We start from the raw sequence: 26063 nt of genomic DNA on the forward strand, positions 1-26063 counted from the left end.
CGGCCACGTTCGCCGCGCCGTACGCGGCGCGGGTCGCCGCCATGGACGCCCTGCTCGCCGGCGCCACCCCGGCCGACTGGTCACGGACGATCGTCGAAGGCTGGACGCTGCGGGAACTCGTCGGCCATCTCGCCGCCACCGACAGCCTGCTCGCCGTCGAGGTGGGCGCGCCGCCGGCCGGTCCGCCCCCCGTGACGTCCGACGTCCCGGCCCGGACCGCCGAGCTGATCGAGTACGCGCGCGGCCGCTCACCGGAGGAGATGCGCGCCGGCTGGCGCGGGCAGGCCGAGGCGATCTGTGCGCGCGTCGCGGAGCTGGACGCCTCGACGCCGGTCACGCTCGGCGGCGTGGCCTTCCCCGTGGGCGACCACCTGCTGGGGCGCATGCTGGAGACCTGGATCCACACCGACGACGCGGCGACGGTGATGGGCCTGGGCCTTCCCCTGCCGCTCGCCGAGCACATCCACCCCGTGGCCGACTTCTGCGCCCGCCTGCTCCCGTGGACGATGCTGCTCTCCGGCGCCGACGGGGCCGGCCGCGCGGTCCGGCTCGTCCTGACGGGGCCGGGTGGAGGGTCGTGGCACGTTCCGCTCGACGTCGGCCGCGTCGCCGTCCCCGACGACGGCTCGCCGGTCGACGCCGAGATCGCCTGCGAAACGGTCGACCTGTGCTTCCTGCTCGGCGGCCGGAGGACGCCGTCGGACTTCCCCGCCGGCATCCGGGGCGACGCGGCCCTGGCCGCCGAGGTGCTGGCGGCCGCCCCCGCCCTTTCGGGGCCGTGATGTTCCTTCCTGAGGGGGATCGGCTGACAGGGGCGGTTGGCAGTAGATTCGGGGCATGAACGATGCGGGTGGGATGCGGGCCTCGGACGCCGAGCGCGAGGCCGTGGTCGAACGCCTCAGGCAGGCCTCCGTGGATGGACGCCTGACCCTGTCGGAGCTGACCGAGCGCACCGAGGCGGCCTACCTCGCCGTCACCCACGCCGAGCTCGCCCAGATCACCGCCGATCTGCCCGGTGGCCCGGCCTTCGCGCCCGAGTCCGCCCCGCCCGCGTACCGGCCGGCCCCGCCTGCTCCCATGGGGAGGGCCCGGCGCTGGTACGTCGCCGTGATGGGCGACACCAAGCGGCGCGGCAAGTGGCGGGTCGACCAGGAGATCGGCGCGGTCGCGGTCATGGGCGACGTGACGATCGACCTGCGCGAGGCCGAGGTGCGCTCCAACGAGGTCGACATCGTCGCCACGTGCGTGATGGGCGACATCAAGATCATCGTGCCGGACGGCGTCGACGTCGACCTGAGCGGCATGGCCATCATGGGCGACAAGAAGGTCGACGTCCTGGAGGCGCCGCCCGGGCAGAACGTCCCGGTGGTGCGGGTGCGGGCGTACGTCGTGATGGGCGACGTGAAGATCATCGGAGACTCCCGGGCCGAGCCGATCAAGCGCGGGTTGTTCGCCTGGAGCGAGTGGTGGCAGGAGCGGCGGGCCGAGATCCGGCAGGACGCCCGCGAGGGCATGCGGGCCATCCGCGAGTCGCGTCACGACCTGCACCGCGCCATGCGCGAGTCGCGTCACGACCTGTACCGTGCCCATCACGACGCGATCCGCGAGCAGCGCGACGCCCTGCGCCAGGAGCGCCGCGAGTGGCGCCGGGCCGAGAGGGACGCCCGGCGCGGCGGCCCGCCCTATCCGCCCTACCCCCAGGACGACCCGCGCCCCTAGCGGCCGTCCTGGAGTGATGGCGTGGACGGCCCGCGCCCGTGGCGGCCCGGGCAGGTCCCGCCGTGCGGGTCAGGAGCCGTAGGCCGCGTGGGAGGCGATGCTCGCGCTCTCGATCTCGGCCGACTGCAGGGCCTTGTGCAGCGCCTTCGGCACCGGGGCGATCACCTCGCCGAGGGTGCCGGTGCGGTCGCGGTAGGCCCGCCAGTGGGCGCGGGACAGGACGGTCCTGAGCCGCGTCGTAGCGGCCAGGGCCGCCAGGGCGGCATCCCTCGGATCCACCCGTGAGGCCGGCTCCGCGCCCCGTACCGCCCGGGACACCTTGCCGGCCAGGCTCTTCACCACACGGGTGTCGCGGACGGTGACCTTGGCCGTGGGGAAGACGCCGAGGAGGCGGCGGCTCTCGATCCGGATCCAGCCGCGGGCCGCCAGCTCGTCGCGTACCATCCGCGCGGCCGTGCCCGACCCCTTGCTCACCCAGTGCTGCCAGCTGCGCCGCCTGGAGCCGGCGATCTGCTGGAGGACGGCGTCGAGCAGGGGATCGGGGACCGATCGGGTGCGGGCGGCCGGCCCGCGCGCGGCGTCCTCCAGGTGGCCCTGGAGTAGCAGCTCGGCCAGGATGGCCGCCCGCATCAGGTAGCCCAGGTGCAGACGCGCGGTCATCCGCCGATTCTCGGTGTCGTAGGCGAGCAGGTAAAGCCGCTCGGGCAGGGTCTGGGGCAGGTCCACCGGTCACTCCTCTTGGTCGTCGCCGGTCTTGTCGTCGCCGTCCTTCGGGGGACGGCCGCGTTTCGGCAGGCCTCCCACGTCGCCGGGGAGCCGGCCGGCGGCGGCCAGCGCCCGGCGGAGCAGGAACTCGATCTGGGCGTTGGTGCTGCGGAGCTCGTCGCCCGCCCAGCGCGCGATCGCGTCGTGGACGGCCGGGTCGAGCCGCAGAAGTATCTTCTTCCGCTCGCTCACTGGTACAGGGAGCCGGTGTTGACGACCGGCTGCACGTCGCGGTCACCGCACAGCACGACCAGCAGGTTGCTGACCATGGCCGCCTTGCGCTCGTCGTCCAGGTCGACGACGTCGGCCGCGTCGAGCCGGTGCAGGGCGGCCTCGACCATGCCGACCGCGCCCTCGACGATCTGCTGCCGGGCGGCCACGACGGCGCCGGCCTGCTGGCGGCGGAGCATGGCCTGGGCGATCTCCGGCGCGTACGACAGGCGGGTGATGCGGGACTCGATGACCCGGACGCCCGCCGAGGACACGCGCAGGGCGATCTCGGCCGACAGCTTCGCGGTGATCTCGTCGGCGTTGTCGCGCAGCGACAGCCGGCCCTGCTCGTGGGAGTCGTAGGGGTAGCTGCCCGCGATGTGGCGGACCGCCGTCTCGGTCTGGATGGCGACGAACTCCGCGAAGTCGTCGACCTCGAACACCGCCTTGGCGGTGTCCTCGACCTGCCAGACCACGACCGCCGCCATCTCGATGGGGTTGCCGTCGGCGTCGTTGACCTTGGCGACGTCGGTCTCGTGGTTGCGGATGCGGGTGGAGATGCGGCGCCGCTGGGTGAAGGGCACCACCCACCGTAGCCCGTCGGTGCGGACCGTGCCGAGGTAGCGGCCGAGGAGCTGGACGACCCTGGCCTCGCCGGGGGCGATCGCGATCAGCCCGCTGAACAGCAGGAGCGCGACGAACAGCACGACGATCCCCGCCACGGCCAGGGCGGGGGACTCCATCTCGGTGGCCCGGCTGAGCAGCACGAGGCCTCCGATCACGGCCAGGAGCGCCAGCCCCAGCATCGGCCAGCCCGACACGTTGGCGGGACGCCGCTCGCTCACCTGCGCCGCGGGCATCGCGACGACGACATCATCGATCTTCTCCACCGGTTGCTCCGTTTCCCAAGGCTTGACCAGGTAATGGCACAACCATAGCAAAGTGATATCACTTTTCAAGCCCTTGCCCGGACCGCCCGGCCGGCACCGCACACCAGGGCACGCCCGCCGGGGGGTGGTCCGGGTGGTGTGCTGGTGACCTGGCCGGCGACGTGGGGTACGGGCGACTGGTGGAGGTCGGTCCTGGTGGTTACCGCAGCGCGTCGACCGGCTCCATGCGGGCGGCGCGCAGGGACGGGTACAGGCCGGCCAGCAGGCCGACCACGGCGCCCGCCGCGGGGGCGGCCGCGGCAAGGCCGACGTCCAGGACGGGCGTCCAGTCCTTCACCGCCGACACCGCGACGATGGCCACCACGCCGAGACTCGCCCCGATCACCCCGCCCGTGGTGCCGATGAGCGTGGACTCCAGGAGGAACTGCGCGGCGATGTGCCTGCGAGCGGCTCCCAGGGCCCGGCGCAGGCCGATCTCCGAGATGCGTTCCATGACCGTGACCAGCGTGACGTTGGCGATGCCGACGGCGCCCACGACGAGCGAGACCAGGCCGAGGATGAGGAACAGCGCGTTGACGTCGCTCTGCACGGCGTCGCGGGCGCGCGTCGGGCTCGCCGGGCTGGTCACCCGGAGCATGCCCTGGTCGCCGGGGCTGAGCGCGGCGGGCGCCTGCCTGGCGATGAGCTCGGCCGCGCCGAGCGTGGTGTTGACCAGCACCCGGGTCACCTGGCGCAGCCCGAAGCGCCGTCCGACCGTGGGCGGGACGATCACCGCGGTGCCGAGCTCGCGCTCGCGGCGCAGCTCCCCGAGGATGCCGATCACGGTGTAGGCGTGCCCGCCGACGAACACCGCGGGCGCCCGGTCGAGGCGGGTGACGCCGAGCATCCTCGCCGCCTGCTCGCCGAGCACCACCACCTCGTCGGCGCGTGCCACGTGCCCGGCGTCGAAGAAGCGGCCCTGGACCATGCGCCCGCGCGCCGCCTCCGGCAGGGTGGGGGAGGCGGCGACCACGGTGAGGGTCTGCCCGGTCACCCTGGTCGGATCGACCAGGTCGTTCGACCGCACGATCTGGTTGGCGCTCTTGTCGTTCTGCGCCAGCGCCGCGGCGGAGGCCGTCCCGCGCAACCTGGTCACCTCGCCCACGGCGTCCCACGGGACGAGCGGCCGGTCGTCCTGCTCGGGCACCTCGACGGTGATGGCCGTGGCGGTGAGCTCGTCGAACCTGCCGACGATCTGGTTGCCCGCCGTCGCCGCCACGCCGAGCGTGACGACCAGCGTGGTGATGCCGAGCACGGTGCCGAGCGTGGTCAACGCCGACCGCACCGGACGGGCCAGGATGCCCGCCATGGCCTCGTTCGTCAGATCACGGACGTCCACGTCGCTCCTTCACCGGGACACGGCCGACCGCGGACGGTTCCCGCACGTCATTCCTCCACCAGGACGCCGTCGGTGATCCTGGCCCTGCGGGCGGCACGGTCGCTCACCTCGGTCTCGTGTGTGATGACCACGATCGTCAGGCCCTGCTCGCGCAACTCGTCGAACAGGTCCAGGACCGCGCCGGTGTTGCGGCTGTCGAGGTTGCCCGTCGGCTCGTCGCACAGCAGCAGGGACGGCTCGCCGAGCAGCGCGCGGGCGATCGCCGCCCGCTGCCGTTCCCCGCCGGACAACCGGTCCGGCCGGAAGCCGACGCGATGCCCGAGCCCCACCCGCTCCAGCGCGGCCAGGGCCCGCTCACGGCGTGTACGCCTGGACCGCCCGCCGTGGTACAGCTCGGCGAGCATCACGTTCTCCAGCACGGTGCGGTGCGCCAGCAGGTGGAAGGCCTGGAACACGAACCCGATCCGGCTGCCGCGCAGCCGCGTCCTGGCGCCGTCCCGGAGCGCCGTGGTCTCGATCCCGTCGAGCCGGTAGCCGCCCGAGGACGGCCTGTCGAGCAGCCCGAGCACGTTGAGCAGGGTCGACTTCCCCGACCCGGACGGCCCCACGATCGCCAGGTGGTCCGACCGCTCGACCCGCAGCCACACCTCCCGCAAGGCCTGCACCGGCGGCTCGGCGGGAAACTCCTTCCCGACCCCCTCCAGCTCGATCACCGGCGTCTCACGCATCGCCGACCACCACCCGGTCGCCCGCCTTCAGGGGGCCGGTGACCTGGACCTTGCCGTCGGCGGTGAGCCCCGTGCGGACCTCGACCTCCTTGGTCCGGTCCGGCGCGACCTCGACCTGCACGCGCGGCCGGCCGTCCGCCGCGGTGATCACCGCGGCGACCGGGACGACCAGCACCTCGCCGTCGGTCGCCCCGACGGTCACCCGGGCGGTCACCGTCGTGCCGGACAGGCTCTTCAGGCCCTTCATCGAACTCGGCGTGATCAGGACGGGCTCGGATCCCGGCTGCGCCTCACCGCCGTCCTTGGCCCCCTTGCCACCTGACTCCGCGTCCGCCGGCCTGGCCTTCTCGCCCACGGCGGTCAGGGTGGCGGGGAAGGTCTTGCCCGAGTCGGTCTCGATGACCGCTTTGAGGCCTTCCTTCAGCAGGCGGCTCTCCGTGGCGTCCACCGACCCCGGCACCGCGAAGGACGAGCTGGTGACGGTGGCGACCGCCTTGTCGACCGTCTCGCCCGCCCTGACGCGGGACGTCTGCAGGCGGGCGGGGAGCTTGGGGAGGAAGACCAGCTCGCCCGGCGGGATCGCCGTCCCGTACGTCCGCCGGAACTCGGCGAGCAGCGCGTTCGCCTCCGCCAGGTCGGTCTTCGCGTCGGCCACCTTCAGCCGCTCCGGCGAGAGCCGCCGAGCCTGGCGCAGCGCCTGCTCGGCGGCGGCCAGCGCCTCCCGGCCGTCACGCACGGCCTTGCGCAGCGTCTCCAGCCGCTTCTCCCGCGCGGTGCCGATCTCCTCCCGGGTCCGGACCAGGGCCCGGCGCGCGGCGTCCAGCGCGGCCTCGGCGCCTGCGACCTTCAGCTCCAGCAGCCCGACGTCGGCGGTGGGCTTCGGGGCGGGCGTGGCGCCGGGGGTGGCGGGCGGGGCGGTCTCCCGCCTGGCCTGGTCGAGCTCGCGCCGGGCCTCCGCCAGCTTCTCCTCGGCGTCGCGCACGGCCGCCTCCGCCGCGTCCAGCTTCGCCTCGTCCTCGGGGGTGAGCTCCTCGGCCTCGGCCTCCCGCAGGGCCTTCTCCGCGATCTTCAGGTCGGTCCTGGCGTTCCTGGCCTTGATCTTGAGCGGCAGCACGTCGCGTCCCTCGTCGAGGGCCTTCTGCTCGGTCGCGAGCGTCTCCCGCGCCGTACGGACGGCCTTGCGCAGCGTCCCGAGCTGCTGCCGGGCCTCCAGGGTGGGCTGCTGCGCCTGGTACCCCTTCCGGGCGTAGAACCTGGTGACCGCGGCGACCGTGGCCTGGTCGAACACGCCCGTGACCGGGATCTGATGGCCGAGCCGGCGCAGCGCCTTCTGCAGTTGCCGGACGTCGGCGCCTTCGGCGCCGGGAGTGATCGTGCGGTGCATCGGCACGGTGCCGGCCAGAGCGATCACCGGACGGCCGTTGACCTCCATGATCACCGCGCCCTCCTTGATCCTGCCCGGCCTGGGCGCGCGGGTGGCCCGCTGAAGCGGGTCGGCCCCGCCGACGACGCCCGCCAGCATGACGGGGACCGGTGAGCCGTACTCCAGGGTGCCGCTGACCACGACGGTGCTGACCAGCCTGGTGAGCTCGACGGGCGCGGTGACCAGGGACGGTTCGGGTGGCTTGCGCAGCGCGGCCTCGTCGGCGGGGGAGCGCAACCGGGTGCCGACCGCCCAGCCGGCGGCCGCGATGACCAGGACGCCCGCGACCACGGCCAGCAGGAGCCTGCGTGGGGATCTCATGGGGACTCTCGTGGGGATGGGGTCGGGGGAGGGCGTTGATCGACGTTCCCCCTCGTCGGTACGGAGTGGGCGGAAACGGGCCTAGCCGGCGTCTCCGTACTGCTCCTCGATCCGCATCGTGATCTCGGTGGACTTCGGCATGAAGGCGGCGTAGAAGTCCTTGCCGCATTCGAGGTCGTCGAGCGCCACCTTGATCTCTTTGTCGAGGTAGGGCCGGGCGACATCGGGCTTGAGGTGGGGGATGTAGTAGCCCATCCCCGTCTGGGTCGGCTGGTACTCGGGGATGCCCTTGTCCTCCTGTCTGGCGAGGTCGTGCATCTCTTTCCCGAACTTCTTGGCGCCCCAGTACGCCATCGCCAGTGGGTTGGTCGTGGTCACCTGATAGCCCTTGCGCGTGAGGCAGTCCGCCATGGCCGAGGCCAGTTGGACGAGCTTCGGGTCGCCGTCGAGTTGCCGGGCCGTGGTCTGTTCGATCAGCTTGTTCTTCTTCTCGGCCGCCTCGTGCCTGGACTTCACCGTCTTCCCGGTGAGCTTCTTGATCACCTGGACGTCGCACGCGTTGCCCGCCTTGGTGTAGGCCTCCTGCTGGTCCGGGGAGAGGTCCCTGATGATGGCGAAGTTCGGATTCGCGGACGCGCCGTCCGCGCCGGCCCCGCGCATCTCCCTGGCGTAGACGATGGTGGAGAAGACGCCGAAACCGTACTTGGCGCGATGGGCCTTCATCGCCGCGTAGTCGCCGCTCCAGTGTTCGTCGTCCTCGGAGGACTGGCCGGACACCGGCGAAGGGACATAGGCGACGTACTTGAAGCCCTTCTCCTTCATGCAGTCGGCTTTCAGTGCCTGGAATTTGTGCTCGTGGCTCTGCCCGCCCGTCGCGCTGGGCGTGGCGGACGGGCGCGCGGTCGCGCCGGTCCCGGTTCCGCATCCGGTGAGCACGACGAACGCGGCCAGAGTCAGCAATGATCTCTTGGGCATGCGGAGGACCATACTCCGTTCAACGGAGTATGGTCAATCGAGAACAGGCCCGCGCCGACGGTCGTACGAGATCACGGCGGTCGCCGCGGTCAGCAGGGCGAGCAGCCCCCAGTAGGCCAGATGCCGGGAGGTCAGGGTGGTGAGATGCTCGCCGAGCCGTGCCGTGACGGCCAGCAGATAGACGGCCGCCGCGAGCGCCCAGCGCGGGTCGCGGGCCAGCCGCGCCGCCCACACCGCCAGGCACAGCACGCCCAGCTCCAGCGCCATGCGGCCGAGCCCGACCGGCGCGGGCCTGCCCACCGCCGGCCACACCGGCCCCGCCCAGGCGGCGAGCGGTACAGCGGCCGCCCACCACCAGGACCTCGCCCGCGACCCGCCGCCCCCGACGGCCAGCACCAGCAGCCCGCAGCAGGTGAGCCCGTACTCCATCGCCAGAGAACCCGGTCCGCGCGTCACGAACAGCGGATCGGAGGTGAGGAACCCCGGGTACACCGGCAGGAGGGTCACGTCGAACGGCTGCAGGCCGCTCGCGACGGCGATCGCCTTCAGGCCGGTGAGCAGTGCCGGCGGCAACGCGAGTCCGACCCGGCCGCGCAGGGCGGCGAGCAGCGCCAGCGCCGAGAGAGCGACCCACACCGGGATGTCCCGGGCGTACGGCAGCAGGACCGCCAGCTGCGTGACCATGACGGCGGTGAGCCCGAGGTGGAGCCCGTCCCGCCAGGGGACGCCCCGCGCCGCGTGCCGGAGCCGCTCCCGCACCCCGCCCGCCAGCAGCCCCGCCGCCTCCCGGACGTCGGGCGCCGTACGGCCGGGGTCGGCGCAGTCGAGCAGGACCCCGAGCAGTTCCTGGCCGTGCGCCGCCCGGTAGGCGCGCGGGTAGGCCAGCAGCAGCCGCCGGTAGCGGCGCTCGAGCGGGGTCATGCGTAGCTGGTGCGCTTGATCACCAGGGCCGCCGCCTGCTGCATCCGCCGCGCCTCGGCCTCCAGCACGCTCTGGCCCGTCTCGGAGATGCGGAAGTAGCGGCGGCTGCGGCCGTTGACGGTCTCCTCGCGGTCGACGGCGATGAGCCCGCGGTCGTTGAGGCGTTCGAGGATGCCGTACAGGGTGCCGACCGAGGGCTTCACCCGGCCGCCGGACAGCTCGGCGACGACCTTCATGACCGCGTGCCCGTGCAGGGGGCCGTCGAGGAGCGCGGTGAGCACGTAGTACATCGGCTCGCTGACTTCGTCGGAACCCCTCGGCATGCCGCCGAACATAACAGACGCGGCCCCGCCGCGCCCCGCCGAGGACGGGTGGTCGCCTCGGCGAGGCCGCGCGCGGCGCGGCGCCCCGAAGAACGGCACCGTCGCCGTCGCCCTGCGGGTGGTGCGCCGTCCCGAAGGACGCCACCCTCGCCGTCGCCCTGCGGGGCGGCGCCCTATGCCCCGCTGAGGACGGGACGGCGGGCGAAGGGCTCCGCGGTGGCCTCGGCGTAGCGTTCCAGCAGGACGGTGACGAGCTCGGGGGCCGGGCCGAGAGGGGCGGCGACCGTGTGGGCGCCCGCCTCCAGGGTGTTCCCGCGCACCTTGTCCGCGAAGTACCCGGGGGCGAGCAGATAGGGCGCGACCACGACGCGCTCGCATCCCTCCAGCGCACGGCGGACGGCCTGCTCCGGCGTGGGGGAGGCGGCGGAGGCGTAGGCCGGGACGACCGAGTGCCAGCCGCGCGAGCGGGCCCAGTCGCGGGCCATGCCGGCGATCACCTCGTTGGCGCGGGCGTCGCTGGACCCGGCGGACACCAGCACCACGGCGGTCTCCGGGTCGCCGATCGGCACGCCGGCCTCCGCCAGCCGCCTCTCCAGGGCCGTGATCAGCAGCGGGTGCGGTCCGAGCGTGGCTGCCTGGCGCACCCGCAATCCGGGGCGTCCGGCACGGGCCTCGGCGACGACCGCCGGGATGTCGACACGGCTGTGGTAGGCCTCGGTGAGCAGCAGCGGCAGCACCACGGCGTGGCACGCGAGGTCGTCCAGGCGGGTCGGGTGGTCGACGTCGTCCACATGGGCCGACACAGGACGGGCGAATGCGGTCTCCTCCACGCGGCCCGCCGAGTCGGCGAACACACGGGGGAGCACGTTCTCGTCCACGCGCTCCAGTGCCTCGGCCAGTGTGGGGCGGGAGTGGTCGAGGTAGGCCGCCACGACCGGGATCTCGGGACGCGCCAGCCGTACCTCCGCCACCAGCGCCTCCACCGTGGCGGAGGCGCGGGGGTCACGGGACCCGTGCGCCACCGCCACCAGCGGCGGCAGGGCCGCCGCTCGCGCGCCGGCGAGGACCCCGCCGCGCCCGTGGCGGGGGTTCAGAGGTGGATACCGCATTCGGTCTTGCCCAGGCCCGCCCAGCGGCCGCTGCGAGGGTCCTCGCCCGGCGCCACCCGGCGGGTGCAGGGGGCGCAGCCGATCGAGGGGAAGCCGTCGTAGTGCAGCGGGTTGATCAGCACGCCGTTGTCGGCCATGTAGTTGTCGACGTCGTCCTGGGTCCAGCGCGCGATGGGGTTGATCTTCACCATCTGGCGCTTGGGGTCCCATTCGACGACCTTGGTGTTCGCGCGGGTCGGCGACTCGTCGCGGCGGATGCCGGAGATCCACGCGAGGTACGGCTCCAGCGCGCGGTTGAGCGGCTCGACCTTGCGCAGGTAGCAGCACAGGTCGGGGTTGCGGCCGTGCAGCCGGGGGCCGAGGTCGCGGTCCTGCTCCTCGACGGTGCGCGAGGGCTTCACGTTGATCACGTTGACGTCGTAGACCTGCTGCACCGCGTCACGGGTGCCGATCGTCTCGGCGAAGTGGTAGCCGGTGTCGATGAACAGCACGTCCACCCCGGGCTTCACCCTGCTCACCAGGTCGATCAGCAGGGCGTCGCTCATGGAGGAGGTGAGGCAGAGCCGGTCGCCGAAGGTCGCGGCCGCCCAGCGGATGATCTCGCGGGCGGAGGCGTCCTCGAGGAACGTCGCGGCCGACTCGACGATGCTTCGCAGGTCCAGCACGCCGCGCTGGCGTTCCAGCCCGGTCTCTATGTCCACCAGTGTCGTCATCACTCGTTCACCTCGTTCGTCAAAGTGTGTGGGGGCGCCGCGGGCCGGCCGCCGGTCATGAGCGCACGCCTATGCCGAGGAACTTCAGCCGGAAGGCGCGGGCGCACGACCGGCAGTACCAGCAGCCGTCGCCCTCGTAGGGTTCGAGGTCCTCTTCGCCGCAGTACGGGCAGTGGAACGGGACCGCGCGCTCGCTCATGCGCCCCTCCGCCCCGAGGCCCCCGCCGGACGGGTGCTCACTTGAGGTCCGCTTCCTCGGCGCGCTGCACCCAGTCGGCGAAGGCCTCGCCGTCCTTCCGCTGAGCCTGGAAGTTGGTCAGGACGCGTTCGATGTAGTCGGGAAGCTCGGTGGCGGTCGCCTTCAGGCCGCGGACCTTGCGGCCGAAGCCGGCACTGGTCCCGAGGGACCCGCCGAGGTGGATCTGGAAGCCCTCGACCTGCTGCCCGCTCGCGTCGGTGACGAGCTGGCCCTTCAGGCCGATGTCGGCGGTCTGGATGCGGGCGCAGGAGTTCGGGCAGCCGTTGACGTTGATCGTCAGCGGGTCGGTGAACTCCGGCAGGCGGCGCTCCAGCTCGTCGATGAGGTCGGAGGCCAGGGCCTTGGTCTCGACGATCGCCAGCTTGCAGAACTCGATGCCCGTGCAGGCCATGGTCTGACGCCGGAAGGTGCTCGGCCTGACCTGGAGGTCGGCGGCCTCCAGCTCGGCCACGACGCCGTCGACCTCCTCGGGGGCGACGTCGAGGATGACCATCTTCTGCTCGACCGTCGTGCGGACGCGCTGGGAGCCGTGCCGCTCGGCGATGTCGGCGATCAGGTTGAGCTTGTCGCCGTCGAGCCTGCCCACCCGGGGCGCGAAGCCGACGTAGAAGTTGCCGTCCTTCTGCCGGAACACGCCGACGTGGTCGCGGCGGCCGCCCCGGGGCTGCTCCGGCGCGGGCCCGTCCGGCAGCGTGTAGCCGAGGTACTCCTTCTCGAGCACCTCGCGGAACCGCTCGACACCCCAGTCGTGGACGAGGAACTTGAGGCGGGCGCGGTGGCGGAGCCGGCGGTAGCCGTAGTCGCGGAAGATCCCGACAACGCCGGCCCACACCTCGTGCACCTGCTCGGGACGCACGAACGTGCCGAGGCGCTTGGCGAGCATCGGGTTGGTGGACAGGCCGCCGCCCACCCACAGGTCGAAGCCCTTCTCGCCGTGCTCGTCCACGACCCCGACGAAGGCGACGTCGTTGATCTCGTGCACGGTGCAGTGCGCCGCGCAGCCGCTCATCGCCGTCTTGAACTTGCGCGGGAGGTTGGAGAACGCCTTGTCGCCGATGTAGCGGGCGACGGTGTCGTCGAGCTGCTCGGAGGCGTCGATCACCTCCTCGGCGTCGATGCCGGCCAGCGGACAGCCGATGATGACGCGCGGGGTGTCGCCGCAGGCCTCGGTGGTGGAGAGGCCGACGGCCTCCAGCGCCTCCCAGATCGCCGGGACCGACTCGATGTCGATCCAGTGGAGCTGGATGTTCTGCCGGTCGGTGACGTCGGCGGTGCCGCGGGCGTACCGGTTGGCGATGTCGGCGATCGTGCGCAGCTGCCGCAGGTCGAGCTGCCCGCCGTCGATGCGCACGCGCAGCATGAAGTAGCGGTCGTCGAGCTCCTCGGGCTCCAGGACCGCCGTCTTGCCGCCGTCGATGCCGGGCTTGCGCTGGGTGTAGAGGCCCATCCAGCGGAAACGGCCGCGCAGGTCGGCGGGGTCGATCGAGTCGAAGCCGGCCTTGGAGTAGATGTCGATGATCCGCTGACGGACGTTGAGGCCGTCGTCGTTCTTCTTGTTCTCTTCGTTCTTGTTGAGCGGCTCGCGGTAACCGAGGGCCCACTGGCCTTCGCCTCGCGGGCGCTTGTGGTGGCGGTTCGCAGGCCTGGCCGGGGTGGTCATGGGGCGTCCTTTGCCGAAGATGGTCGTCAGGTCGCACGGACGCGCGGCAACAGGCGGCCTCCCGTCTCGTCGTCGAGTGCGGGGGCATGAAAAAAGACGCCTGTCAGGCGGCGCCCATGCTGTCAGAGGTCAACAGGGGGCGACGGTCAACGGGCGTCACAACAGATGGCACTGCGGACACGCAGGAAGTCGACGTGGCGTCGCACGACGAGAAGCGGATCCGCTGGCATGTAGGGAACGATACCCCGCGTCCGCCTGATGTCCAATAACTGGTCCACAGTCTGGACATCGAGCCCAAAAAGGACAGGGGTTGTACTGGGGGGTGCGGGGGGCCCGCCGAGGTCAGCCGCGGCGGCGCCAGGAGAGCGAGGGCTCGCGCGGCTCGTCGGGCGGCCGGTGCTGGCAGTCGCACCAGGAGCCGCCCCGGCACTCCTCGTGCTTCTGGTCCTTGCACTTGTCGCAGATCACCACCGATACATTCCCCTGTCCCGCCAGAACATGACTCGGTTACGCTGGGCGAAGCGCGAACAACGGAGGTGCACGTGGCCGTCTCCATGTCAGAGCTGGTGAGCGACCTTCGCGCGGAGAGCGCCGAGCTGACGGCCATGATCGGCGTCCTCGACCCCGCGAGCTGGGAGCTTCCCACCCCCGCCGAGGGATGGGCCGTACGCGACCAGATCAGCCACCTGGCGTGGTTCGACGACGCCGCCACCACCGCGGCCACCGATCCCGACGGCTTCCGGGCCGCGCTGCCGGCGCTGCTGTCCCGGGGCGACAGCGCCGTGGACGAGATCGCCGTCGCCGCCCGCAACCTGTCCCCGCGGCAGGTCCTCGACTGGTTCCACGCGGCCCGCGCCCGCAGCCTCGACGCCTTCCAGCGGCTCGATCCCCGCCAGAGGCTGCCGTGGTACGGCCCCGACATGTCCGCCGCCTCCTTCGTCACCGCCCGGCTGATGGAGACGTGGGCGCACGGGCAGGACGTCGCCGACGCGCTCGGCGTCGACCGCGTTCCCAGCGTCCGGCTCAGGCACGTGGCGCTGCTGGGCGTGCGCGCCATGGCGTACGGCTTCGCGATGCGGGGGATGGAGCCGCCGTCCGGGCCGGTGCGCGTCGAGCTGACGCTTCCCGACGGCACCCCGTGGGAGCAGGGCCCGGAGGACGCCGCCGACCGGGTGAGCGGCCCCGCCCTCGACTTCTGCCTGCTGGTCACCCAGCGGTGCAACCTCGCCGACACCTCTCTCACCGTGCGCGGCGAGACGGCCGCGACGTGGATGTCGGTCGCCCAGGCGTTCGCGGGCCCGCCCGGCAGCGGCCGCCCGGCCGGGCGCGCGCGGGCCCTGGCGTAGTGATCGCGTGTCGCCTAGGTTGTGACTAGTCCGAAATGGCTAGTATGAGGGCTGTGTAATAGCCCGCCGGATAAGGCCCTTTCCCCACGGGTAGACGCCACGAGCCGAGATCGTTACCCGGCGGAGTCGTGGGACAGGCCATGTTGCGAATACCTTTGGATGCCATGACGTCCACCGACGCTCCGAGCAGGTCGTCCGGACCATCGGGCCGGGCATCCCGCTGGAGGTTGGTAAGGATCAGAGCCAGGGAGCACGCCGAGGAGCGAATGGCGGCCGTCCGCCGGTCCAAGACCTGGATCGGCGTCATGGAGTCCCGCCTGTGGGCCCTCGTGCGCGCCACCACGCTCGCCGGGTTCAACTACCGCGTCACCGGCCTCGCCGGAGAGGCGGCGTTCTTCGCGCTGTTGTCGCTGCCGCCGTTCGTGCTCGGCATGATCGGCCTGCTCGGCCACCTCAGCGGCGTCCTCGGGCCCGGCACGGTCTCCGAGACCCGGGGCTGGGTGCTGAAGCAGGCCGAGCTGCTGTTCACCGGCAACACCGTCGACCGGGTGGTACGGCCCCTGCTCGACGACGTCCTCAGAGGCGGCCAGGTCTCGCTGATCTCGGTGGGGTTCCTGCTCGCGCTCTGGTCGGGGTCGCGGGCGCTGTTCGTGTACGTCGACCTGATCTCCATCGCCTACGGCCTGGGGGAGACGCGCGGGGTCATCCGCACCCGCATCCTGTCGTTCGGCCTGTACCTGGCGGCGCTGGTGATCGGGCTGATCGTCATCCCGGTGCTGGTGATCGGGCCCACGCTGCTGTCCGACGCGCTGCCCGGCCGCTACGGCGGGCTGGTGAACATCCTGTACTGGCCGGTGGTGGTCATCGGGTCGGTGCTGGTGCTCACGCTGCTGTACCACGTGAGCGTCCCGGTGCGCACACGCTGGTGGCGCGAGGTGCCGGGCGCGCTGCTCGCGCTGCTCATCTGGATCCTCTGCGCGGCGGTGCTGCGCGAGGTGCTGGCCGCGTGGTTCTCCCCCCTGTCGATCTACGGCTCGCTGGCGGCGCCGATCGCGGTGCTGCTGTGGCTGTACATCACGGCGCTCGCCGTGCTCATCGGCGCCATGCTGAACGCCGAGCTCGACCGGCTGTGGCCGGGTGGCGGGGGCAGCAGAAACGGTGAGTCCGCTATCGTCTAACCCGACGTGACTGGCGCGTCTGGGTGGGGCTACCACCGGGGAGCGAACAGGGGGTGGGGGCCGGGCGCCTGGGTTCCCGCCGGAGCCAACGAAGGGTAGGGCCATGAGTTCTCTTGCAGACGTCGATCCGGAGATCGCCGAGCTGATCAAGGCGGAGGAGCGCCGCCAGGCCGACACCGTCAAGCTCATCCCGTCGGAGAACTACGTCTCGCGCGCCGTCCTGGAGGCCACCGGGACCGTGCTCACCAACAAGTACTCCGAGGGCTACGCCGGCAAGCGCTACTACGAGGGTCAGCAGGTCATCGACCAGATCGAGACCCTCGCCATCGAGCGGGCCAAGTCGCTGTTCGGCGTCGGCCACGCCAACGTCCAGCCGTACTCCGGCTCACCGGCCAACCTCGCCATCTACCTGGCGTTCCTCGACCCCGGCGACACCGTGATGGGCATGGGCCTGCCGTTCGGCGGCCACCTCACGCACGGCTGGTCGGTGTCGGCCACCGGCAAGTGGTTCACCCCGGTGCGCTACGGCGTCCGGCAGGACACCGGGCGCATCGACATGGACGAGGTGCGCGCGCTGGCCCTGGAGCACCGGCCCAAGCTGATCTTCTGCGGCGGCACCGCGATCCCGCGCACGATCGACTTCCCGGCCTTCGCCGAGATCGCGCGTGAGGTCGGCGCCATCCTGGCCGCCGACATCGCCCACATCGCCGGCCTGATCGCCGGCGGCGCCCACCCCTCGCCGGTCGGGCACGCCGACGTCATCTCCACCACCACGCACAAGACGCTGCGCGGCCCGCGCGGGGCGATGCTGATGGCCGACTCCGAGGAGCACGCCAAGGCGCTCAACAAGGCCGTGTTCCCGGGGCTGCAGGGCGGCCCGCACAACCACACCACGGCGGCGATCGCGGTCGCGCTGCGCGAGGCCTCGACCGACGACTTCAAGGCCTACGCCCAGCAGGTCGTCCGCAACGCCAAGGTCCTGGCCGAGGAGCTGTCCTCGCGCGGGTTCGAGCTGGTCTCCGGCGGCACCGACAACCACCTCATCCTGATCGACCTGACCTCCAAGGGCGTGGCGGGCAAGCCGGCCGCCCAGGCCCTCGACCGGGCCGGTCTGGAGACCAACTACAACACCGTGCCGTTCGACCCGCGCAAGCCGTTCGACCCGTCCGGCCTGCGCATCGGTACGCCGTCGATCACCAGCCGGGGCATGGGCGAGGCCGAGATGCGCCAGATCGGCGCCTGGATGGACGAGGTCGTCACCGCGCTCGCCAAGGGCGACGCCGACGACGTCATCGCCCGCGTCCACGGCGAGGTCAGCGAGCTCACCGCCAAGTTCCCGGCCCCCGGCCTGAGCTGACCGTTTGATCGGGTGACGCCGCCGGCCCTGTCGCGAGGGCCGGCGGCGTCGTCTTTCCCAGCGGTGCTCGCCCTCGGGCGCCCGAGGTACCGCCAGGGGGTAGACGGCACGGCCGGGGACGTGGCGTGTCATGATTCTTGCGCTATGGCCGCCGCATTCTGGTTCCGTCTCGCCCGCACCACGGCGTTCGCCGTCGTGTGCCTGGCGCTGGGCGTGATCGCGCACGTGTTCGCGGGGGGTACGGTCTCCGTCCCCACCGCGGGCTGCGGCCTGGCCGTGGCGTTCGCCGCCGCGCTGCCCGTGACCGGGCGCGAGCGGGGGGCGGTGCTGATCGCCCCGCTGCTGGCCGCGGTTCAGGCGGCCCTGCACGTGCTGTTCTCGGCCGCGCACGACACCCAGGCGATCGCCTCCTACGTCTCCGGGCACCCCCATCCCGTGGCGCTGCCGGGCCTCGGCATGCTGCTCGCCCACGGGTGGGCCGCCCTGCTGGTCGGGCTCTGGCTCGCCCGGGGCGAGGCCGCGCTGTGGGCCGTCCTGCGCCGCCTCGGGGCGCGGGCCGCCCGCCTGGTCGTCACCTGGCTCACCACGCCGCTCCCCGGGCCGGCCGCCCGGCCGGCGGCCCCGCCGACGGACCTCCCGGCCCTCCGTACGGCCACACTTCGCCACAAGGTCACCCGCCGCGGCCCGCCATCGCTCCTCCGCGGCCGCACACCTTCCCTTACCAGCTCCCGCTGACGATTCCGACGCCGGCGGGAGCCGCCGCCGTACCCCTTTTCCGGACGGACCTCCGTGTCCCTCCGGTTGCCGGCGTACTCGTGATCTTTGTGGAGCAATCTGCCATGTCGGTATTTCCGCTGTTCCGGGGCGTAGCACGCCCCGCCGCGGTCGTCCTTGTGACGGCCGGATGTCTCACCGCCGCCGCCTGCGGCGCGACCGCGGCTCCGGGGGCGTCCGCCGCCCCCCGCGCCGCCGCTGCCGTGACCTCCAGTCCCGCGCCCGGTGCGTACCCCGTCACCGTCACCAACTGCGGCAGGCGGCACACCTACACCAAGCCGCCCAGCAGGGTGGTCGTGATGAACGGCGCGTCGGTGGCCGAGGTGTCCACCCTGCTCGCCCTCGGGGTGGGCGACCGGATCATCGCCAACGCCCAGTCGTACGGCGCCTCCGACGAGCCCGGCCGGGCCGAGGCGATCGCGGCGCTGCCGACCGGCGGCGTCAAACTCAACGACCTGCGCGACATCCCGCGGGAGGCCATGCTGGGTCTGCGCCCGGACCTCGTGCTCTCCACCTCCGGCACCGGCTTCGAGGCCTCCGGCGGGTACGCCACCCGCGAGGAGCTGGACAAGGCGGGCGCCGCGACCTACGTGCCGGAGCGGACGTGCGGCGGCCCCAACAAGGTCGAGGGCAGTCAGACGATCGAGGACAGCTACGCCATGCTCCGCGACCTCGGCAAGATCTTCGGCCGGTCCGACCGGGCCGAGGACCTGATCGCCGCCTCCAAGCGGAAGATCGACGGCGTCGCCGCCAAGGTGGCGGGCAGGCCCCCCGCGAAGGTGCTGTACATCATCCCCGGCATGCAGATGGGCGCCGCCGACTTCGGCTCCGTCGGCGCCAACGGCATCTGGAACGACATCTTCGCCAAGGCGGGCGCCGTGAACGTCTTCGCCGGCGCCACGCGGAACCTGTTCGCCGACCTGAGCAAGGAGCAGGTCGCCGCCGCCGAGGTCGACGCCGTCGTCATCATGAACTGGCACAACCCGGACCCCGACGCCTCGGCCCGGAAGCTGTTCGCGCGGTTCCCCCAGTGGGAGGCCGCCAAGCGGGGCCGGTACGTCGTGCTGTCCGACTCGCTCTACCTGGCGCCGAACAACGCCACCGCCGTGGAGAAGATCGCCAGGATCCTCCACCCGGAGGTGTTCTGAGATGGCCGTCCGGCAGGCACCGGCCAGGCGCGGCCGTACGCGCCCGGCCGGGGTGTCCCGCACGGCCCCGCTGCACGGCGTGCCGCTGCCGCTGCAGGCCGCCGTACTGACGGCGGTCCTGGTGGGCCTGGCGCTGGTCGCGGCCGGGATCGGCTCGGTGGACGTGCCCGTCGCCCGGTCCTTCGACGTGGTCACCGGGCACCTCACCGGGCACACCGCCGGCCTGGACCCGGTGCAGGACCAGATCATCTGGCAGTACCGGCTGCCCCGCGTCCTGCTGGCGGCCCTCACCGGCGCCGGCCTGTCGGTGGCCGGGGTCGTGCTCCAGGCGCTGGTGCTCAACCCGCTCGCCGACCCCTACGTGCTCGGGGTCTCCTCCGGCGCCTCCCTCGGCGCGGTGCTGGTGCTCACCCTGGGCAGCGGCGTGGCGGGCGGGCTGGGCGTGTCCTCCGCGGCGTTCGCCGGGGCGATGGCCGCCGCGCTGCTGGTGTTCGCCCTCGGGCAGCGGGCCGGCCGCCTGGCCCCGACCCGGCTGGTGCTGGCCGGGGTGGCCGTGGGGTACGTCCTGCTCGCCGCGACCAGCTACGTCCAGCTGCAGGCCACCCCCGACGAACTGCGGGCCGTCATGTTCTGGATGCTCGGCAGCGTCGCCGGGGCGGCCTGGGCCCAGATCCCCGTCGTCGCGGCCGTCGTGGGCACCTGCCTGGTGATCCTGATGGCCTACGGCGGGCGGCTCAACGCCCTGGTGACGGGGGAGGAGTCGGCGATCGCCCTCGGCGTCGACGTGCGACGGGCCCGCGTGGGGCTGCTGGCGGCCTCGTCGCTGCTGGTCGGCGTGCTGATCGCGGTCGCCGGCGGCATCGGCTTCGTCGGGCTGATGATCCCCCACCTGGTGCGGCTGGCCACGGGCGCCGACCACCGCCGCCTCCTGCCGCTGTCGGCGCTGACCGGGGCGGTCTTCCTGGTCGCCGTGGACCTGCTGTCGCGGACGCTGGACCGGCCGAACGAGCTGCCGCTCGGCATCTTCACCGCCGCGCTCGGCGCGCCGTTCTTCCTCTGGCTGCTGCGCAAGGACAGGAGCGTGACCGCCTCGTGAGACTCGTCCTCGACCGGGTGGGCGCCGAGCTCGGCGGCGTCCCGATCCTCCGGGACGTCGGCCTGACGGTCGAACCCGGCCAGTTCGTCGGCCTGGTGGGGCCGAACGGCAGCGGCAAGTCGACCCTGCTGCGCACCGTCTACCGGTCGCTGCGCCCCTCGGCGGGCGTCGTGCGGGTGGGGGACGACGACGTGTGGCGGCTCTCCGCGGGCCGGGCCGCCCGCCGTACCGCCGCCATGCTCCAGGACGGAGCTGCGGCCGGCGGGGCGACGGCCGCCGAGGTCGTGGCCCTCGGCCGTACCCCGCACCAGGGCATGTTCGGCCGGGACACGCCGGAGGACCGCGCGGCCGTGGAGGAGGCCCTGGACCGCACCGGTACCCGGGGGCTCGCCGACCGGCTGTTCGCCTCCCTGTCGGGCGGTGAACGGCAGCGCGTGCTGCTGGCCCGCGCGCTGGCCCAGGGGCCCCGGCTGCTGGTCCTCGACGAGCCCACCAACCACCTGGACATCCGGGCCCGCTTCGAACTGCTCGACCTGGTCCGCGCGCTCGGCGTCACCACCCTGGCCGTCCTGCACGATCTGGACCTCGCGGCGCGGACCTGCGACAGCCTCGTCGTGCTGCACGGGGGCCGGGTGGCGGCCGCCGGGCCGGTCCTGGACGCGCTCACCCCCGAGATCATGCGCGACGTCTTCGGGGTGAGCGCGCACGCCGCGCGCCACGCCGACGGGGTCGTCCGCGTCACCTACGCCGCCCAGCCCCTGGCGGAACGGTGATCCGCGGCGAGCCGTGAAAACATGTTGCCCACGGTGGCCGGGGCCGCGATAAAGTGGTCCCGGCTTCGCCGCCTCCACAGGGAGGCGGCCGCGACGACCGGGAGGTGAGGAGTATGCGGGTCTTTCTGAGCATGCCCATGTCCATTTCCTCCCGGGTGTCGTCCTCGCGCTGAAGCCACCGGCACCCGATCCCGAAGGGTGCCAACGTTGATCACTCCTGATCACGATCTTCTTTCTCTCGGCTGGGACGCGTCCCTCGCCATCGATCTTCCCGGCGGGACCGTGCCCGCCCGGGTGGCCCGCGTCGATCGCGGCGCCGCCGAGGTCATCGCCGCCGACGGCCACCACGTCGCCCGCTACGCCGCCCCGCTGCGGCGCGCGGCGGCGGAGGATCCGGTGGCCCTGCCCTGCGTGGGCGACTGGGCCGCGCTGTCGTGGCTGCCCGAAGGCCGCTACGAGCTGGAGACGACCCTCCCGCGCCGCACCGCCCTGGTGCGCGGCGGGGTCGCCCGCGACTCCCGGGGCGGCCTGTCGGGCGACTCGCAGGGGCAGGTGCTCGCCGCCAACGTCGATGTGGTGTTCGTGGCCGAGCCGGCCCTGCACGCCACAGACTTCGCCGACCTCGGGCGGGTCGAACGGCTGCTCGCCCTCGCCTGGGAGAGCGGGGCGCGGCCGGTCGTCCTGATCACCAAATCCGATCTCGTGGGAGACCACCTTCCCGGCCTGCTCGACGACGTCGCGGCGGTGGCGCCGGGGGTCGACATCCACGCCGTCTGCTCGATCAGCGGCGAGGGGGTCGAGGTCGTGCGCGGCCACCTCGGCGGCTCACGTACCGCGGTGATCCTCGGCGCCTCGGGCGCCGGCAAGTCGACGCTGGTCAACGCGCTCGCGGGGGAGCAGGTGATGGAGACCCAGCAGGTGCGCGCGGGCGACGGCCGGGGCCGCCACACCACCGTGCACCGCGAGCTGATCCCGCTGGCCGGCGGGGGCCTGGTCATCGACACGCCGGGCATCCGCAGGGTGGGCCTGTACGAGATGAGCCAGGGCGTCGAGCTGGTCTTCAGCGACATCGAGGAGCTGGCGGAGCGGTGCCGGTTCGGCGACTGCGCCCACGAGAGCGAGCCGGGGTGCGCCGTGATCGAGGCCCTGGAGTCGGGCGAGCTGCCCGAACGGCGCCTGGACAGCTGGCGCAAGCTCCAGCGTGAGGCGGCGTGGATGGCACGGCGCTCCGACGCCCGGCTGCGGGCCGAGGAGACCCGTCGATGGAAGATCATCCACAAGTCCATGCGCGGGCGGAGCCGTCCCTGATCCGGACGGGAAGCGCGGCACGGGGCGGGAACCTTCCCCGCCCCGTCCGGCCGTACGCTGCCGGGCCCGGGTTTCCCGGATGGGCCGGGCCGGCCGGACGCGGCGGCCGGAGCTCCTCGCCGGTCAGGCGACCCACCCGTCCGGGTTCCGGCCGCCGTCAACGGAGGGCGTGCGGCTTGCGGTGGGGATCGGGGGGTACGAAAGGGGCATGGGCGCTGGTCGGCGGGTGTCCTTGCCCTTCGCCGACAGGGCGGAGGCGGGCACCCTGCTCGCGGAGATGCTGGCGGACATCGGGCTCGCCGATCCCGTGATCCTCGCCCTGCCCCGCGGCGGGGTCGCCGTGGCGGCGCCGATCGCCGAGCGGCTGGGCGCGTCGTTCGACGTCCTCGTGACGAGGAAGATCGGATACCCCGGGCAGCCGGAGCTCGGCGTGGGCGCGATCGCCGAGGGCGGCGAGCCGGTGTTCGACCTGGCGTTCATGGCCCGGCTCCGCCTGGCCGAGGCGGACGTGGAGCCGATCGTGGAGTCCGAGCGCAGGGAGCTCAGCAGAAGGATCGAGGCCTATCGCGGGGAGCGTCCGTTGCCGCCGCTGGCGGGCAGGGACGTGGTCGTCGTCGACGACGGGCTCGCGACGGGAGGCACCGCCCGCGCGGCGTTGCGCGCGGTGAGAAGCGCCCGGCCGCGGCGGCTGGTGCTCGCCGTGCCGGTGGGGTCGCCGCGGACGGTCAGCGCGCTCCGCGACGAGGCGGACGAGGTGGTCGTGATCGCCACCCCGCCCGGCTTTCATGCTGTCGGACAGTGGTACGCGGAGTTCGACCAGCTGTCGGACGCGGATGTCCTCCGCCTGCTGGGGCAGCGGCGGTGAACGGAGGGGTTTCGCCTTCTTTTACCGATGGACGCGGGGGCCGTCCGCGGAGGGAAGGTCACCCGCATGATCATGCGGCAATTTCGGCCCTGGAGGCGTTCAGGAGCGGAAAAGCCGCATGATCATACTGGCATGTGCCGGTGGAGGTTCAGGCAGCACTGATGCCGGCGCTGGCGGCACGGCGCATGCGCCGACGACGCTCGGACGCGCGCTCGTCCTCGTTGAGCCCACCCCACGTGCCGTACTTCTCGGGGCGTGAAAGGGCGTAGTCGAGGCACTCCGCACGGACAGGGCACTGGGCGCAGATGGCCTTGGCCTTGCGCTCGCGGATGTCGCGCTCCGGCTGACGCTCGCCGTCAGGGCCGAAGAACAGCACAAGGTCCTCTCCCCGGCACGCGGCATCATCCTGCCATCCCCAGCTGGGGCGCGGGCGGGCGATCTGCCGACGTACCTGAGACATGAGAAACCACCTTAGGTGAGTGAGAGGTATTTCGTGTTTGTGCCGCATTGGACGCTTATGGCGTCCCTCGTTCCAACGCGGGGATGGTCCGTGGTGTTCCCGGCTCCGTCAGGAGCCTCAGGTAAGCACCGGTGTCCCGCACTGGAGGTGCTCCAGCGCCACCGGCCTGTAAGTAGTGATCGAGTCCGCACACGCCATACCGCACGGCGTGAACGACGTCCGCTCGACCACGACCCGGAACCGGACCTCCCCGTGGCGCACAACCGCCTCGGTGACGTCGCCGTCCGACCTGGTGGATTCCACGGCCACTCCGCCTACCGACAGTTCGCCCGTATGTGCCCGGACGAAATGCTCGGCGGCCTGCGATGGCTCAGGGATGCCCGCGCGCCCCCGGAAACGGTCGAGAACGATCTCGCCGTGCCGGTACGCGTTTGCCACCGCGATCGCGGCAGCTTGAGACATGCTGCCGTAGTAAAGCCCGTGTGGCAAGCACACAAGGTTGGCGGCGTATCGATCGCCGCCAACATGAGTGGTTTCCCACACTCTTCCCGGCAGGCTCTCACTCAAAACCCGCGCGATGGGAAGACCAATGCGAGCACAACACGCGTTGCGCCTGGCATGTGTGCAGACCAGGAACACCGGCTCCTTCACCAGTATGCAGGACTCCGGAACCACTCCGCGCACAAGAGATCCCAGGTCAAGATCTCCGAGGTCCTCGAAGACCCCTTCGGCGATCCACGGGACCTCCGATGTGGTGTCGGCCACCATGACCCGGTATGGGCCCTTGGTCGCGGTGCGGCGTCCGGGCCGCCGGATGAGCTGCGGGCGCACCCCGAGACGGGTGGCGCGGTCGATCAGGGCGTGGACCTCGGCGGGCAGGTCGCACTCGGGCAGGTGGGACGCCCATGGCCCGGCATGCTCGATGAGCAGCCAGAATCGCGCGCCGACGGTCGCGCTCGCGAGCGTCGGCACCTCGCCTGTGTGGCATCCGGCCGGGTGGTCGCACCCCCGTGCCCGAGCTGTCGTCACGCCGTTCCTCCCCCTAATCACTTAGGTAAGACTAACCTTATAGGTCTTGCCAGTCGCGCCGGGGTCCGGGTTTGCGGATGTCCCTTTCGCACATCCCTATGCGTTCGCGCTATGTGAGATAAGTCACGTCGCGATTTCGCCCATTCGGGTCGCCGAGGAGCACCGCTTCGGGTTATCCGGGCGCGGCGGTGGGACCGACGCCGCCACCGCCCTCCGGCTCACTGATCGGGGGGCCCGCCGCGTGCGAGCGCCCCTGGCTCAGCCCGCGTACTCCCGCAGCACCCGCTCGGCAGCGGGCAGGGCCGCCGCGCGGTCTCCGGCCACCAGGCCGAGGCGCGTACGGCGGTCCAGCAGGTCGCCCGCGTCGAGCGCCCCCTCGTGCCGTACCGCCCACACCAGCTCGGCCAGGGTGATCCCGAGCGGCAGAGTCTCGGCGAGCGCCGGGTCCCGCTCGGCCAGTTCGTGCACGGCGGCCGCCTCCGAGCCGTAGCGCTCCACCAGCCGGGCCGGGACGCCGTCGCGCGGGGAGGCGCCCGCGCCGACGAGGGGGAGCCGGGCCGTACGGCTCGCCGGCGCGCCCGGGAAGGCCCTGTCGACGGCGTCCTGAGCCATCCGGCGGTAGGTGGTCAGCTTCCCGCCGACGATCGTCACGAGGCCGTCTGAGGCCTCCACCACGGCGTGCCTTCGGGAAAGGTCCGCCGTGCGCCCGTCGCCCGTCAGGAGCGGCCTCAGGCCCGCGTAGGCCCCCGCCACGTCGGAACGGGCGAGGGGAACGTCCAGGACCGAGTTGAGGACGCCCAGAAGGAAGCGGACGTCGCTCTCGGGCACCTCGGGGACGTCCGGGATCGGGCCGTCCACCGGCTCGTCGGTGAGCCCGACGTGGACGCGCCCGTCGGGCTGGGGGAGGACCAGGACGAACCGGGCACCCTCCCCCGGGATCGGCACGTGCAGCCCGGCGCGCGGCGCCCCCAGCGTGCCGGGGCGCAGCACCAGATGGGTGCCGCGGGAGGGCCGCATGGACACCGAGGTGGTCAGCGTCCCGGCCCAGACGCCCGTCGCGTTGACCACCCTGCGGGCGCGGACCGTGAAGGTCTCCCCGGCGAGCTCGTCGCGGACCTCGGCGCCGTCCCCGGACAGGGACAGGGCGCGGCACCGGGTGAGGATCCGCGCGCCGTACGCCGCCGCGGTCCTCGCCACCGCCACCACCAGCCGCGCGTCGTCGACCACCCGGCCGTCGAAGGACGCCAGCGCCCCGCGCAGGCCGGTGGCGCGCAGCGCGGGGACCAGGGCGCGGGCCGCCGGGGCGGGCACGCGCGAAGGGCCGGGCAGGGCGGC

At 72.6% G+C, this 26063-nt stretch carries 28 protein-coding genes and 1 riboswitch; of the genes, 11 read left to right on the forward strand and 17 right to left on the reverse strand.

Annotated elements, in window-relative coordinates; genetic code table 11:
- A partial coding sequence (locus KIK05_RS45590; protein ID WP_214417186.1) for a maleylpyruvate isomerase family mycothiol-dependent enzyme occupies nucleotides 1-782 on the forward strand: 782 nt, incomplete at its 5' end.
- A gap of 55 nt (nucleotides 783-837) precedes the next feature.
- Nucleotides 838-1719, forward strand: a complete 882-nt coding sequence (locus KIK05_RS45595; RefSeq protein ID WP_214417187.1) for a DUF1707 SHOCT-like domain-containing protein — start codon at nucleotides 838-840, stop codon at nucleotides 1717-1719.
- Nucleotides 1720-1788: 69 nt separating this feature from the next.
- Here KIK05_RS45595 and KIK05_RS45600 read toward each other — a convergent pair whose 3' ends face one another.
- From KIK05_RS45600 to KIK05_RS48630, 14 genes are all read right to left on the reverse strand, one after another.
- Complete coding sequence (locus tag KIK05_RS45600; protein ID WP_214417188.1) at nucleotides 1789-2445, reverse strand: GOLPH3/VPS74 family protein; 657 nt, start codon at nucleotides 2443-2445, stop codon at nucleotides 1789-1791.
- 3 nt (nucleotides 2446-2448) lie between these two features.
- Nucleotides 2449-2676: a type II toxin-antitoxin system antitoxin gene (locus KIK05_RS45605; RefSeq protein WP_214417189.1), complete on the reverse strand. Its 228-nt coding sequence runs from the start codon at nucleotides 2674-2676 to the stop codon at nucleotides 2449-2451.
- Complete coding sequence (locus KIK05_RS45610) at nucleotides 2673-3554, reverse strand: SPFH domain-containing protein (RefSeq protein WP_214417210.1); 882 nt, start codon at nucleotides 3552-3554, stop codon at nucleotides 2673-2675. The genes KIK05_RS45605 and KIK05_RS45610 overlap by 4 nt, the downstream gene beginning before the upstream one ends.
- A gap of 229 nt (nucleotides 3555-3783) precedes the next feature.
- On the reverse strand, nucleotides 3784-4962 hold the full coding sequence (locus KIK05_RS45615) for an ABC transporter permease (protein ID WP_214417190.1): 1179 nt from the start codon (nucleotides 4960-4962) through the stop codon (nucleotides 3784-3786).
- 47 nt (nucleotides 4963-5009) lie between these two features.
- Nucleotides 5010-5690 carry an ABC transporter ATP-binding protein gene (locus KIK05_RS45620; RefSeq protein WP_214417191.1) on the reverse strand — a complete coding sequence of 227 codons (681 nt, stop codon included), beginning with the start codon at nucleotides 5688-5690 and terminating at the stop codon, nucleotides 5010-5012.
- On the reverse strand, nucleotides 5683-7434 hold the full coding sequence (locus KIK05_RS45625) for a peptidoglycan-binding domain-containing protein (protein ID WP_214417192.1): 1752 nt from the start codon (nucleotides 7432-7434) through the stop codon (nucleotides 5683-5685). Before KIK05_RS45625 ends, KIK05_RS45620 begins: the two co-directional genes overlap by 8 nt.
- Before the next feature lie 81 nt (nucleotides 7435-7515).
- Nucleotides 7516-8409, reverse strand: a complete 894-nt coding sequence (locus KIK05_RS45630) for a hypothetical protein (protein ID WP_214417193.1) — start codon at nucleotides 8407-8409, stop codon at nucleotides 7516-7518.
- 33 nt (nucleotides 8410-8442) lie between these two features.
- Complete coding sequence (locus KIK05_RS45635; protein WP_214417194.1) at nucleotides 8443-9330, reverse strand: hypothetical protein; 888 nt, start codon at nucleotides 9328-9330, stop codon at nucleotides 8443-8445.
- The gene (locus tag KIK05_RS45640; RefSeq protein ID WP_250564561.1) at nucleotides 9327-9653 is read right to left on the reverse strand and encodes a PadR family transcriptional regulator; all 327 of its coding nucleotides are present in this window, start codon (nucleotides 9651-9653) and stop codon (nucleotides 9327-9329) included. The genes KIK05_RS45635 and KIK05_RS45640 overlap by 4 nt, the downstream gene beginning before the upstream one ends.
- Before the next feature lie 173 nt (nucleotides 9654-9826).
- Nucleotides 9827-10762, reverse strand: a complete 936-nt coding sequence (locus KIK05_RS45645; RefSeq protein ID WP_214417196.1) for a sirohydrochlorin chelatase — start codon at nucleotides 10760-10762, stop codon at nucleotides 9827-9829.
- Complete coding sequence (locus KIK05_RS45650) at nucleotides 10744-11475, reverse strand: phosphoadenylyl-sulfate reductase (RefSeq protein ID WP_214417197.1); 732 nt, start codon at nucleotides 11473-11475, stop codon at nucleotides 10744-10746. The genes KIK05_RS45645 and KIK05_RS45650 overlap by 19 nt, the downstream gene beginning before the upstream one ends.
- A 55-nt stretch (nucleotides 11476-11530) precedes the next feature.
- Nucleotides 11531-11674 (reverse strand): Insertion element protein, encoded by a 144-nt coding sequence (locus KIK05_RS45655; protein ID WP_214417198.1) that lies wholly within the window; start codon nucleotides 11672-11674, stop codon nucleotides 11531-11533.
- Between the two features lie 37 nt (nucleotides 11675-11711).
- A complete protein-coding gene (locus KIK05_RS45660; protein WP_214417199.1) occupies nucleotides 11712-13394 on the reverse strand; it encodes a nitrite/sulfite reductase in 1683 nt (560 codons plus the stop codon).
- A gap of 342 nt (nucleotides 13395-13736) precedes the next feature.
- On the reverse strand, nucleotides 13737-13862 hold the full coding sequence (locus tag KIK05_RS48630; RefSeq protein ID WP_284681636.1) for a hypothetical protein: 126 nt from the start codon (nucleotides 13860-13862) through the stop codon (nucleotides 13737-13739).
- A 74-nt stretch (nucleotides 13863-13936) separates the two neighbouring features.
- On the opposite strand from KIK05_RS48630, the gene KIK05_RS45665 reads away from it, so the two are divergent.
- The 9 genes from KIK05_RS45665 (at nucleotide 13937) to KIK05_RS45705 (ending at nucleotide 23239) form a co-directional block, all read left to right on the forward strand.
- A complete protein-coding gene (locus tag KIK05_RS45665; protein ID WP_308250429.1) occupies nucleotides 13937-14740 on the forward strand; it encodes a TIGR03084 family metal-binding protein in 804 nt (267 codons plus the stop codon).
- A 266-nt stretch (nucleotides 14741-15006) separates the two neighbouring features.
- The gene (locus KIK05_RS45670; RefSeq protein WP_250564562.1) at nucleotides 15007-15918 is read left to right on the forward strand and encodes a YihY/virulence factor BrkB family protein; all 912 of its coding nucleotides are present in this window, start codon (nucleotides 15007-15009) and stop codon (nucleotides 15916-15918) included.
- Nucleotides 15916-15999: riboswitch (ZMP/ZTP riboswitch) on the forward strand. It overlaps the preceding gene by 3 nt.
- A gap of 22 nt (nucleotides 16000-16021) precedes the next feature.
- A complete protein-coding gene (glyA, locus tag KIK05_RS45675) occupies nucleotides 16022-17275 on the forward strand; it encodes a serine hydroxymethyltransferase (RefSeq protein WP_214417201.1) in 1254 nt (417 codons plus the stop codon).
- A gap of 144 nt (nucleotides 17276-17419) precedes the next feature.
- Nucleotides 17420-18010 (forward strand): MFS transporter, encoded by a 591-nt coding sequence (locus tag KIK05_RS45680; RefSeq protein ID WP_214417202.1) that lies wholly within the window; start codon nucleotides 17420-17422, stop codon nucleotides 18008-18010.
- Nucleotides 18011-18114: 104 nt separating this feature from the next.
- On the forward strand, nucleotides 18115-19197 hold the full coding sequence (locus KIK05_RS45685) for an ABC transporter substrate-binding protein (protein WP_214417203.1): 1083 nt from the start codon (nucleotides 18115-18117) through the stop codon (nucleotides 19195-19197).
- A 1-nt stretch (nucleotide 19198) separates the two neighbouring features.
- Nucleotides 19199-20293: a FecCD family ABC transporter permease gene (locus KIK05_RS45690; protein WP_214417204.1), complete on the forward strand. Its 1095-nt coding sequence runs from the start codon at nucleotides 19199-19201 to the stop codon at nucleotides 20291-20293.
- Nucleotides 20290-21066 carry an ABC transporter ATP-binding protein gene (locus KIK05_RS45695; protein ID WP_214417205.1) on the forward strand — a complete coding sequence of 259 codons (777 nt, stop codon included), beginning with the start codon at nucleotides 20290-20292 and terminating at the stop codon, nucleotides 21064-21066. Before KIK05_RS45690 ends, KIK05_RS45695 begins: the two co-directional genes overlap by 4 nt.
- Before the next feature lie 198 nt (nucleotides 21067-21264).
- Nucleotides 21265-22374, forward strand: coding sequence for a ribosome small subunit-dependent GTPase A (rsgA, locus tag KIK05_RS45700; RefSeq protein ID WP_214417206.1), 1110 nt, complete (start codon nucleotides 21265-21267; stop codon nucleotides 22372-22374).
- 208 nt (nucleotides 22375-22582) lie between these two features.
- Nucleotides 22583-23239, forward strand: a complete 657-nt coding sequence (locus tag KIK05_RS45705) for a phosphoribosyltransferase (RefSeq protein ID WP_214417207.1) — start codon at nucleotides 22583-22585, stop codon at nucleotides 23237-23239.
- Nucleotides 23240-23387: 148 nt separating this feature from the next.
- On the opposite strand, the gene KIK05_RS45710 is transcribed toward KIK05_RS45705, so the two are convergent.
- From KIK05_RS45710 to KIK05_RS45720, 3 genes are all read right to left on the reverse strand, one after another.
- Nucleotides 23388-23699 carry a WhiB family transcriptional regulator gene (locus tag KIK05_RS45710; RefSeq protein WP_093171423.1) on the reverse strand — a complete coding sequence of 104 codons (312 nt, stop codon included), beginning with the start codon at nucleotides 23697-23699 and terminating at the stop codon, nucleotides 23388-23390.
- Between the two features lie 117 nt (nucleotides 23700-23816).
- Nucleotides 23817-24671, reverse strand: coding sequence for a sucrase ferredoxin (locus KIK05_RS45715; protein ID WP_308250430.1), 855 nt, complete (start codon nucleotides 24669-24671; stop codon nucleotides 23817-23819).
- Nucleotides 24672-24986: 315 nt separating this feature from the next.
- Nucleotides 24987-26063: glycerol-3-phosphate dehydrogenase/oxidase (locus KIK05_RS45720; protein ID WP_214417209.1), on the reverse strand; the 1077-nt coding region annotated here is incomplete at its 5' end.

The organism is Sphaerisporangium fuscum (assembly GCF_018531465.1).
Classification (GTDB): domain Bacteria; phylum Actinomycetota; class Actinomycetes; order Streptosporangiales; family Streptosporangiaceae; genus Sphaerisporangium; species Sphaerisporangium fuscum.

Excerpts from the sequence above, each read along its gene's own strand:
- KIK05_RS45685 (WP_214417203.1), top strand. The coding sequence starts at position 18,115 with ATGTCGGTATTTCCGCTGTTCCGGGGCGTAGCACGCCCCGCCGCGGTC.
- KIK05_RS45630 (WP_214417193.1), bottom strand. The coding sequence starts at position 8,409 with ATGCCCAAGAGATCATTGCTGACTCTGGCCGCGTTCGTCGTGCTCACC.
- KIK05_RS45645 (WP_214417196.1), bottom strand. The coding sequence starts at position 10,762 with ATGCGGTATCCACCTCTGAACCCCCGCCACGGGCGCGGCGGGGTCCTC.
- KIK05_RS45625 (WP_214417192.1), bottom strand. The coding sequence starts at position 7,434 with ATGAGATCCCCACGCAGGCTCCTGCTGGCCGTGGTCGCGGGCGTCCTG.
- KIK05_RS45705 (WP_214417207.1), top strand. The coding sequence starts at position 22,583 with ATGGGCGCTGGTCGGCGGGTGTCCTTGCCCTTCGCCGACAGGGCGGAG.
- KIK05_RS45655 (WP_214417198.1), bottom strand. The coding sequence starts at position 11,674 with ATGAGCGAGCGCGCGGTCCCGTTCCACTGCCCGTACTGCGGCGAAGAG.
- glyA (WP_214417201.1), top strand. The coding sequence starts at position 16,022 with ATGAGTTCTCTTGCAGACGTCGATCCGGAGATCGCCGAGCTGATCAAG.
- KIK05_RS45680 (WP_214417202.1), top strand. The coding sequence starts at position 17,420 with ATGGCCGCCGCATTCTGGTTCCGTCTCGCCCGCACCACGGCGTTCGCC.
- KIK05_RS45710 (WP_093171423.1), bottom strand. The coding sequence starts at position 23,699 with ATGTCTCAGGTACGTCGGCAGATCGCCCGCCCGCGCCCCAGCTGGGGA.
- KIK05_RS45640 (WP_250564561.1), bottom strand. The coding sequence starts at position 9,653 with ATGCCGAGGGGTTCCGACGAAGTCAGCGAGCCGATGTACTACGTGCTC.
- KIK05_RS45660 (WP_214417199.1), bottom strand. The coding sequence starts at position 13,394 with ATGACCACCCCGGCCAGGCCTGCGAACCGCCACCACAAGCGCCCGCGA.
- KIK05_RS45635 (WP_214417194.1), bottom strand. The coding sequence starts at position 9,330 with ATGACCCCGCTCGAGCGCCGCTACCGGCGGCTGCTGCTGGCCTACCCG.
- KIK05_RS45650 (WP_214417197.1), bottom strand. The coding sequence starts at position 11,475 with ATGACGACACTGGTGGACATAGAGACCGGGCTGGAACGCCAGCGCGGC.
- KIK05_RS45620 (WP_214417191.1), bottom strand. The coding sequence starts at position 5,690 with ATGCGTGAGACGCCGGTGATCGAGCTGGAGGGGGTCGGGAAGGAGTTT.
- KIK05_RS45595 (WP_214417187.1), top strand. The coding sequence starts at position 838 with ATGAACGATGCGGGTGGGATGCGGGCCTCGGACGCCGAGCGCGAGGCC.
- KIK05_RS45690 (WP_214417204.1), top strand. The coding sequence starts at position 19,199 with ATGGCCGTCCGGCAGGCACCGGCCAGGCGCGGCCGTACGCGCCCGGCC.
- KIK05_RS45610 (WP_214417210.1), bottom strand. The coding sequence starts at position 3,554 with ATGCCCGCGGCGCAGGTGAGCGAGCGGCGTCCCGCCAACGTGTCGGGC.
- KIK05_RS45670 (WP_250564562.1), top strand. The coding sequence starts at position 15,007 with ATGGCGGCCGTCCGCCGGTCCAAGACCTGGATCGGCGTCATGGAGTCC.